At 42.0% G+C, this 7,339-nt stretch carries 5 protein-coding genes, 2 rRNA genes and 1 pseudogene (1 of these 8 running past the window's edge); 3 read left to right on the top strand and 5 right to left on the bottom strand.

Annotated features, from left to right (window positions below):
• Both GJB62_RS28690 and rrf read left to right on the top strand, forming a co-directional pair.
• Nucleotides 1-251, top strand: a 23S ribosomal RNA gene (locus tag GJB62_RS28690) (it extends 2,643 nt beyond the left edge of the window).
• 59 nt (nucleotides 252-310) lie between these two features.
• A 5S ribosomal RNA gene (rrf, locus tag GJB62_RS28685) occupies nucleotides 311-428 on the top strand.
• A gap of 51 nt (nucleotides 429-479) precedes the next feature.
• Here rrf and GJB62_RS28680 read toward each other — a convergent pair.
• Nucleotides 480-1,080, bottom strand: a pseudogene (locus tag GJB62_RS28680) (coproporphyrinogen III oxidase).
• A gap of 218 nt (nucleotides 1,081-1,298) precedes the next feature.
• Here GJB62_RS28680 and acsF point away from each other — a divergent pair.
• Complete coding sequence (gene acsF / locus GJB62_RS28675) at nucleotides 1,299-2,354, top strand: magnesium-protoporphyrin IX monomethyl ester (oxidative) cyclase (RefSeq protein WP_114080936.1); 1,056 nt, start codon at nucleotides 1,299-1,301, stop codon at nucleotides 2,352-2,354.
• Nucleotides 2,355-2,494: 140 nt separating this feature from the next.
• On the opposite strand, the gene GJB62_RS28670 is transcribed toward acsF, so the two are convergent.
• The 4 genes from GJB62_RS28670 to GJB62_RS28655 all read right to left on the bottom strand — a co-directional run bounded on the left by GJB62_RS28670 (nucleotide 2,495) and on the right by GJB62_RS28655 (nucleotide 7,159).
• The gene (locus tag GJB62_RS28670) at nucleotides 2,495-2,647 is read right to left on the bottom strand and encodes a hypothetical protein (RefSeq protein WP_159402604.1); all 153 of its coding nucleotides are present in this window, start codon (nucleotides 2,645-2,647) and stop codon (nucleotides 2,495-2,497) included.
• A gap of 89 nt (nucleotides 2,648-2,736) precedes the next feature.
• On the bottom strand, nucleotides 2,737-3,450 hold the full coding sequence (locus GJB62_RS28665; RefSeq protein ID WP_114080935.1) for a pentapeptide repeat-containing protein: 714 nt from the start codon (nucleotides 3,448-3,450) through the stop codon (nucleotides 2,737-2,739).
• A gap of 128 nt (nucleotides 3,451-3,578) precedes the next feature.
• Nucleotides 3,579-5,801, bottom strand: coding sequence for an FdhF/YdeP family oxidoreductase (locus GJB62_RS28660; RefSeq protein WP_114080934.1), 2,223 nt, complete (start codon nucleotides 5,799-5,801; stop codon nucleotides 3,579-3,581).
• 266 nt (nucleotides 5,802-6,067) lie between these two features.
• On the bottom strand, nucleotides 6,068-7,159 hold the full coding sequence (locus GJB62_RS28655; RefSeq protein ID WP_114080933.1) for a response regulator: 1,092 nt from the start codon (nucleotides 7,157-7,159) through the stop codon (nucleotides 6,068-6,070).
• Between the last annotated feature and the right edge of the window lie 180 nt (nucleotides 7,160-7,339).

The raw sequence follows: 7,339 nt of genomic DNA, 5'->3' as shown, positions 1-7,339 counted from the left end.
TCCTTAGTACGAGAGGACCGGGAGGAACGCACCGCTGGTGTACCAGTTATCGTGCCAACGGTAAACGCTGGGTAGCCAAGTGCGGAGCGGATAACCGCTGAAAGCATCTAAGTGGGAAGCCCACCTCAAGATGAGTGCTCTCACCACGTAAGTGGGTAAGGTCACGGGAAGAACACCCGTTCTTAGGCGGTAGGTGGAAGTGCAGTAATGTATGTAGCCGAGCCGTGCTAACAGACCGAGGGCTTGACCTCACATCATTTGGTTTCGCGTTTCTGTGCAGTCTTCAGGGTCTTCTGACCCTACAATCTTTCCTGGTGTCTATTGCGCGGTGGAACCACACTGATCCCTTCCCGAACTCAGAGGTGAAACGCTGTTGCGGCAACGATAGTTTAGGGGTCGCCCTACGCAAAAATAGCTCGGTGCCAGGGATAATACTTAGAAAAGCCTTCTCAATTCATCTTGAGAAGGCTTTTCTTTTTTCACGAACTTATTAGGGCCTCATTCGTCCAATCGTGAGGCTGGAGAAAGATTTCCGTGAGTCGTGCTTCAGGCGTACCTGGTTCTGGCTCGTAGCAATATTCCCAGCGTGCTAGAGACATGAAAATAGATTTCGCTCGTCCCTGAGTTTGCAGACCGAAAACTGTTCCCCTGTCGTATACCAAATTAAACTCTGCATAACGACCTCGACGGTATAGTGTACTGTTGGTACATAGGGATTGCGGGGATGCAACACCATAGAAGTTTCCGTGGCAAAAAACTTATGTCCAGCCGCTTCTGGTCGTTGAGCCAAAATTGCAGGCGGTAGTCCATTTCCCCAAACTGCGGAAAAGTTCACGCCACCCGCCCTTCTCGAATCACGCGGGTACGTCCTTCTCCTCCTTCTGCTCGCTCCCAGTAGTCTTGATGAAAGCGTGCTTCCCCGTCAAGTTGCTCTAAGCCTTTGCAAATCTCATCCTGTAAGTTATGCATGAATTGCTGTACTCGCTCTCGTGAATCTTTGGGTATCGTGTTGGTAGGTGATGCCAGCAAGACTGTGTTATTTGTAGATTCTTGCAGAGAATTATCGGAATGACGACTCATGTTAAAACCTCTGAAATTTTTCCTGTAAATATCTATATAGTTATTTAGTTGTTAAAATTAGAGGAGTTTCAAAACTTAATAAAATTAGGACTTATACACGGGTTAGTCTGTAGGGCATTTCCTCTTTTACTGAAGGATTGTAAAGAGGTCTAGCAAAAGAACCATATTTATTATAACTTGATAACTATAGAACTATTTACTTGCTTACCGCATTACACATGGTTAATACCCTACCCAAGCCAGAAATTAAAACCCCCAGCAAAGAAACTGTACTTACCCCCCGGTTTTACACTACAGATTTTGAAACTGCCGCCAACCTGGATTTGTCTGCCCAGGAGACGGAGTTAAAGGCAATGCTGGCAGAAATGCGGACAGACTACAACCGTCATCATTTTGTTCGGGATGAGGTGTTTAACCAATCTTGGGAACACATTGAAGGTGAAGCAAGACAGGCATTTATTGAGTATTTGGAACGCTCTTGCATTTCTGAGTTTTCTGGCTTCTTGCTATTCAAAGAACTATCCCGCAAGCTGGAAAATCGCAGTCCACTGCTAGCGGAAATATTTCAACTGATGGCACGTGATGAAGCTCGCCATGCCGGATTTCTCAACAAAGCAATGGGCGATTTTAAACTCTCCCTGGATTTAGGCAATGTTACGAAAACCCGCACCTATACGTTTTTCCCAATTGAGTGGGTACTTTACACCGTTTACTTATCAGAAAAAATCGGGTACTGGCGTTACATCATTATCTACAGACATCTAGAAAAGCACCCAGAAAACGAGTTTTACCCGATCTTTCAATATTTTGAGAGTTGGTGTCAGGACGAAAACCGTCATGGGGATATATTCAAGGCGCTTTTACGTTCTCAACCGCAACTGTGGAACAACTGGAAAGCTAGGTTGTGGAGTCGCTTTTTCTTGTTATCGGTATTTGCTACCCACACTTTGACAGTTCATGAACGGGCTGGTTTTTACACGTCATTGGGACTTGATGCGACGGAATTTGACCGCGAAGTTGTTCGTAACACTAATGAGACTGCGGGCCGAGCTTTCCCTGTAATGTTGAATACCGAACATCCCAAGTTTTTCCCACGCCTGCAACGCTGTGCGGGTTACAACATGAAAATTGCAGAGATTGAGAGCAGTTCTGTACCCAAAGTTGTGAAGCTGATTCGCAAACTACCTTGGATTGCAGCAATTGTTTGGAATCTACTGTTGGTTTACCTGATTAAACCCGTTGATGCTGAAGCTTTACGGAAAACCGTGCGTTAATGGCACTTCCTGCTGTAAACTACGCATTTTATGATTCTACAAAATGCGTAGTTTACAGCAGTAGGCATCGCCCTTGAAATTCACCAATATATTTCTATTTTGCCTTTGACTTGATTGGCAAAAACCAGTGGTGAGTGTTTTTATTCATAAGGTTCGATCGCTATTGAGTAAACGCTGTTTACTTCCCCAGCTAAAAGAATCTGGTAAATCTGTAGCGGATAGGCTGAATTTTCTAGACTACCAAAGTTTTTATTGACTCTAGTGATCGCGTTTAGCAGATAAACTACTTCCATATTGGCTAAACAAGGTTGTAATAATATTTCTCAAATAAATATTTGTAGAATTGATGTAAACAACTCAACTTTATCATCTCTCAAATAACTCAATTATGAACTTTGCCATCAGGCATGATTGCTCCCTGAAGATCGGCATTGAGAAGAATTGCCCCTGTTAAGTCAGCACCTTGCAGATTTGCTTGTCGCAAAATAGTACTATCTAGATTTGCATAGCTCAAGTCAGCACCTTGTAGACTAGCCCCACTTAAATCCGCCGCTAAGTTACCCCACAGGATTGTTTTAGAGAGATTAGCGCGACATAATTTTGCTTTATTTAAGTTGGCGTGATGCAAGGAAACGGCTCTGAGATCAGCATAACTCAAATCTGCCCCAGTCAAAACTGCATATCCTAAATCTGTACGCTGGTCAGAACTGGGGCGTAAGTCTGCTTGAAATAACAGAGAACCAGATAAGTTTGCACCATGCAAATTAGCACCACATAAACTAGCTTTGATTAAATTTGTTTCTTGTAAGCGTGTATTGACTAGTTTTCCACCCGTTAAATCAGCTTCTCGGAGAACAGCACGATATAAGTCTGCTTCACTCAAATCTATACCCCAAAGGATAGATTCACTCAAGTCTGCTTCCCGTAAGCAAGCTTGGCTAAGATTAGTTTTACCAAGTCGCGTTTGACGTAAATCAGCATAGCTAAAATCTGCGCCTATGAGGTTGACATTTGTTAATTCTGCTTCTTGCAGATTCAGTCTTTGGAAGCTCCTTTCTCCAGCAGCATAAGATTTGAGAAGTTCATTTATATCCATCTTAGAAATTTTAAGTTCAGGAGAGGGTTTTTCATGCGATCGCTGTGTAATTCTTCATACGGGGTTTTGGGATATAAGTTAATGGATTTACTGGTGGAAATGTTAAAGCTGAAAAAATCAGACTTGATTCAGATTTTTTCCAACCGTGCGATCGCATTATAATCAGGAACCCCTTCTAGCGATCGCTTACTTTTATCTAGTAGCACATTTCCTTCTGGCCAATGGACTTGCAAGTTTCCTGACTGAATTGGCGCAATATAAACTTGACAGAACAACTCACTTAACTCATTTTTAAGAATTACCTTATCCCCATCTTTTAAATCCAACAGTGCCGCATCAGCAGCATTTATTAGCACTGCCTCTCGCACCGCCCCAGTAATTGCATCCTTACGTTCCTGTACCATACTATTAAATTGCTTGCCTCGGCGCGTTGCTACTAAGAAATAACCTTCTGGTAATTCCCTTTGGCGTGGCAATAATACGCCAAAGTGCGCCTTCCCGTCGGGCGTAGGGAAGTTCCAACCAAAGCACAAATGTGACCCGCCATACTGAAATTGATCGCCAGCCTGCTGTAAGTGTTGAATCCCGGCATATTGGGGGACAATTTGAGCAATTTCTTGACGGATAGCAGCTGTGTCAGCAAAAGCCAGCTTATCTGCCAAATCTGGTTGCACGCGCCTTGCTAATTCTAGAAAAACTTCCCACTCTGGACGCGCTTCTCCAATGCGCGGCCCTGGAATTTCTGGACTGAAAATTACCCGGCGTTCAGTATTAGTTTCTGTTACTCCCCCTGGTATTTCGTAGCGAGTCGTCGCAGGTAAAAGCACCACAGTATCAGCAGGTTCCACCAACATTTGGCTGGAGAGAACAATATCCGTATGTACCCGCAACGGTATTTTCTTCAGTGCCGCTTCCACATAATCTGGTTCTGGCAGCACTTCTAAAAAATTCCCTCCCACGGAAAATAACACATCTAATTCCCCCTGATATGCGGCATTAATCATTTCTGGAGCAATTAAACCTTTACTTGCTGGCACATCAAAGCCCCAATGCTGACTCAATTGGGCAGCATTTTCTGGGGTAATGGGTTTACCACCGGGAAACACTGTGGCGTAACAGCCCATCTCTGCACCACCCTGTACCCCAGAGTGGCCGCGAATTGGCATTAAACCGCAGCCTTCCCGACCGACAAAACCTTTGGTAAGAGCTAAGTTGATAATACTTCGCACATTATCTTCGCCGCATTCATGCTGGGTAATGCCCATACTCCAAACAAATACGGCTTTGTTGGCTTCTTTGACCATTTTGGCAAAGGCGTACATTTGCTCACGGGATGTACCAGAAAGCCGCTCTAATTCTTCCCAAGATTGGCTTTCTAAAGATGTTTTGAGTTCGGCAAAGCCAACTGTGTGTAAATCTATAAATGACTGGTCTACCCAGTTGTTAGCAATTATATATTTAATTGTGCCATTCAAAAATGCTATATCCCCGCCCATGTTGATTAAGAAGAAGTCTTCGGCAAATTTTGTACCGAAAACGGCACTTTCCACAATTGAGGGAACCCAGTAGCGCTCCATTCCTGGTTCGCGGTAAGTGTTAATGACTACAATTTTCGTGCCAGCTTTTTTGGCGTAATGGAGATACTTAACGGTGACTGGCTGATTATTGGCAACGTTGGAACCAATGAAGACTAATAAATCAGTACCAATCCAGTCTTTATAAGAACACGTGGTGGCCCCTGCACCCAAAGCAGCTTTCAGTCCCGCCGTACTGGGAGAATGGCAGATGCGGGCAGCATTATCAATATTATTGCTTCCCATTGCCCGTACAGCTTTTTGGGTAGCATAATAAGTTTCGTTGACAGTTCCGCGACTGGTAATATAAAAACTAAGGCGGTCTGGTGTAGTGGTGCGAATGCGATCGCTAATTACCCCTAAAGCTTCATCCCAGCTAATACGGCGAAAGCCTTTTTCCCCTCGTTGACGCATCATCGGGAAAGGAAGTCTTCCCAAGTCGCGTAATTGGACACTTTTTTGCTTTTGTAACTGCGAGACATCCTCCAATAGCACAGGGTCAAAAGCTGGCATAGTATTCATCCGCAACAGCCGCAACCGGACATTGCAGAGATGAATGCCATCTAAAGTCCAATCCTTCATCCCGGTTGTTCCAAGAGCGCAACCATCACAAACACCTTTGTCAAGAATATTCCACGCATAAGGTAGTTTGTCACGAGACAGCCAGATTGCCCGAAATACTTCCCAATAGTTGTTAGGGTACTGTTCGCCGATACCAAAGGGTTTCCAACTAGCCCAGTGCTGGGGTGTCCAATATTTCTTCGGTTTAGGCAACATAGCCAAAATATAGTGTATTTCTTTAAGGCTACCGTTTTGAGTAGCAAATGAGTAGCAAAGTGGCTAAAAGTCTGATCTTTATAGTTCATACAAAAGAAAACTGCTGTATAGGGGACAGTAGTTTTACTTTTTTATCTTCGTCGATAATCTTTAATGTGGAAAAAGTATTTGCCAAAAAGCTAGGGTTTTGCCTGATCAAGAAAACCTAGTTTTTAATTTTGGATAAAGTCGAGCTTAGGTCTATATTCCATCCAATTGATAACACCCTAGCAAGGCAAACTAACGCTGACAATAGTTCCTTTCCCAGGAATGCTATCGATTGTAAATTCACCACCATGTAACTTCACTATATGCTGAACAATAGCTAGACCTAAACCAGAGCCTTGTTGCTCCCATGACTTGCGATTAAACTGCACAAAAGCTCCAATTTTAGCAATCTCTTCAATTGTCATCCCTTTGCCATTATCAATTACATATAAATTAAATTTACTACCTTCTATCTTACTCATAACTTGAATTTCGTTGCCTGGAAAAGAAAATTTTAAAGAATTATCAAGTAGTTCTTCAATAATGATACTCAATTTTTCTTCTGGTAATTGTACTGTAACTTCGTGAATATCTAACTTTAAATCTTTTTCTCTGGAATTTTCTATAATTTTTTTAAGAGCAATTTCATCAATAATTCTCTTAGCAAAACATTTATCTGTTTTCTCTGTAATCTGACTAACTTTTTCATGATTTTTGGCTAGTAACTCTAGATTACTATATAACAAAAATCTTTTAACTAATGTATTCAGTCGATTAGCAGATGTGTAAATGAATTCCGCAATTTCGGCTTCTTCAGAGCTAGGCATGATGTCACAATTTTCAATTAACAACCGTGACATACCAAGAATGCCATTTAAAGGAGTATTCAGTTCGTGAGGTAATGAGTGAGCAATATTCATTCTCAGTTCGTCTAGTTTAGATTTAGTTTGGCGCTCAACCAAAGCTTGCTTTTCAAGACGAGAAGCGATCGCGCTGAGTAGTTCTTCAGGAGTAAATGGTTTGGTTAAATAATCATCAGCCCCATAATCCATGCCCTGACGAAAATCTGAACGCTCTGCTTTAGCAGTGACAAATATTAAAGGTATATTGATAGTTGCTTCGTTTTGACGCAGAGCAGACAGTACGCTAAAACCATCTAACTCTGGCATCATAATGTCGCAAATAATTAAATCAGGTAATTTGTTTTTGGCAATTTCTAATCCAACTTGACCGTTTGGAGCGATCAAAGTTTCAAAATCAGAAAGCTGTAAAATCTCCTGAATATTTTCCCGAACTTGAGGTTCGTCTTCTATGATTAAAATTGTGTTCATCTAACAAGCATAAATATAACAATATGGTCTTATTAAGTTTGGGCAATGATGTTTCATTTAGATAAAATCATCACACTATCGAAAGCTTAACTTTATTTAACAGTAAAAATCTGAGTTATAGTGAAATATGAATCTTGTGATAAATTTCATCTTATTTGCTAGACTTGAGAAAATTAAATT

The sequence above is a fragment of the Nostoc sp. ATCC 53789 genome (assembly GCF_009873495.1).
GTDB classification, from domain to species: Bacteria; Cyanobacteriota; Cyanobacteriia; order Cyanobacteriales; family Nostocaceae; genus Nostoc; species Nostoc muscorum_A.
Note: the sequence above shows the minus strand (reverse complement) of the source record. Positions and strands in the feature narration are given on the sequence as shown.

What these genes read in the sequence shown, in the direction of transcription:
- acsF (WP_114080936.1), top strand. Translation starts at nt 1,299, where the DNA reads ATGGTTAATACCCTACCCAAGCCAGAAATTAAAACCCCCAGCAAAGAA.
- GJB62_RS28670 (WP_159402604.1), bottom strand. Translation starts at nt 2,647, where the DNA reads ATGGAAGTAGTTTATCTGCTAAACGCGATCACTAGAGTCAATAAAAAC.
- GJB62_RS28665 (WP_114080935.1), bottom strand. Translation starts at nt 3,450, where the DNA reads ATGGATATAAATGAACTTCTCAAATCTTATGCTGCTGGAGAAAGGAGC.
- GJB62_RS28655 (WP_114080933.1), bottom strand. Translation starts at nt 7,159, where the DNA reads ATGAACACAATTTTAATCATAGAAGACGAACCTCAAGTTCGGGAAAAT.
- GJB62_RS28660 (WP_114080934.1), bottom strand. Translation starts at nt 5,801, where the DNA reads ATGTTGCCTAAACCGAAGAAATATTGGACACCCCAGCACTGGGCTAGT.